1 protein-coding gene is annotated in these 1413 nt (G+C 63.0%); it reads right to left on the bottom strand.

The window, feature by feature from the left end; translation table 11 throughout:
* Positions 1 to 57: 57 nt before the first annotated feature.
* Positions 58 to 1257 carry an IS256 family transposase gene (locus B7Z76_RS16110; RefSeq protein ID WP_291345274.1) on the bottom strand — a complete coding sequence of 400 codons (1200 nt, stop codon included), beginning with the start codon at positions 1255 to 1257 and terminating at the stop codon, positions 58 to 60.
* Positions 1258 to 1413 lie beyond the last annotated feature (156 nt).

The raw sequence follows: 1413 nt of genomic DNA on the forward strand, positions 1-1413 counted from the left end.
GATCGTGTCCCGCCGCGTGGTGTAGGAGCGGCTATCTGAGCAGCATTAGCTGCGTTGTCAGTCTGCCATTTCTGGCAGGCTGACGTTGTGAGTATCGCTCAATGGCGCGATTGTTTCCAGTGTCATGTATCTGGCGCGTTGAGTGGCCCATTCGTCGTTCTGCTCGAGCAGGAGGGCGCCGATGAGCCTGACGACCGCATCATCGTTAGGGAATATTCCCACGACGTCGGCGCGGCGTTTGATTTCGCCATTGAGCCGTTCGAGCGGGTTTGTGCTGTGGATTTTGGTCCTGTGGCTTGCGGGGAAGTCCATATAGGCGAGCACGTCGTTTTCGGCGTCGTCGAGCAGGGCTGCAAGCTTTGGCACGCGCGGCCGCATCTGGTCGGCGACATCGCGCCATTGTTTGTGGGCGCTCGCGGCATCGTCCTGGGCGAAGGCGGTGCCGACCCAGGCGGAGACGACGCGCTTTTGGGTTTTGCCGGCATAGGCCAGAGCGTTGCGCATGAAGTGCACGCGGCAGCGCTGCCAGGTGGCGCTGAGGACTTTGGTAATCGCGGCTTTTAGCCCCTCATGGGCATCGGAGATGACCAGCTTGACGCCACGCAGGCCGCGCCTGGTCAGGCTGCGCAGGAATTCCACCCAGAACGGCTCGGCCTCGCTATGGCCGGTGGTCATGCCGAGCACTTCGCGCCGCCCATCGCTGTTCACGCCCACGGCGATGATGACGGCGGTGGAGACGATGCGATGGTCGTGGCGGACCTTGATGTAGGTCGCGTCCAGCCAGACATACGGCCAATCGCCCTCTAGAGGCCGGGTGAGGAAGGCGTTCACGCGCTCGTCGATCTCGCCGCACAGGCGCGAGACCTGGCTTTTGCTGATGCCGTCCATTCCCATGGCTTTGACCAGGTCATCGACTGAACGCGTTGATATGCCTTGAATATAGGCTTCCTGGATGACCGCCGTCAGCGCCTTCTCCGCCATCCGACGCGGCTCCAGGAAGGCCGGGAAGTAGCTGCCGCGGCGCAGTTTAGGGATACGCAGCTCGACCGTGCCGGCACGGGTCTGCCAGTCGCGGTCACGGTAGCCGTTGCGCTGGTTGAGCCGCTCAATCGAGCGCTCGCCAGGGGCGGCGTTGCACAGCGTCTCGGTCTCCAGTGCCATTAGCCGTTCGGCGGCAAAGCCGATCATCTCGCGCAGAAAACTGGCGTCGGAGGACTTTTCCAACAGCGTGGAAAGCGCAATCTTGTCTTCGGTCATCGGGGTGGTTCCTTGGGTTCGCGTTGAAGGTCGCAACCCAATGCTACCCAAAAACCGCCCCGGTGGCCGCCAATCGGCCCGCCTCCGCCAGACTCTGTGGCGGTCGCTACGGCAGGCCGATTACCGGCCTTCTACACCACCACCGGGGACGCGACC

It is taken from the genome of Acidiphilium sp. 20-67-58 (assembly GCF_002255515.1).
In the GTDB taxonomy this organism is placed as follows: Bacteria; Pseudomonadota; Alphaproteobacteria; order Acetobacterales; family Acetobacteraceae; genus Acidiphilium.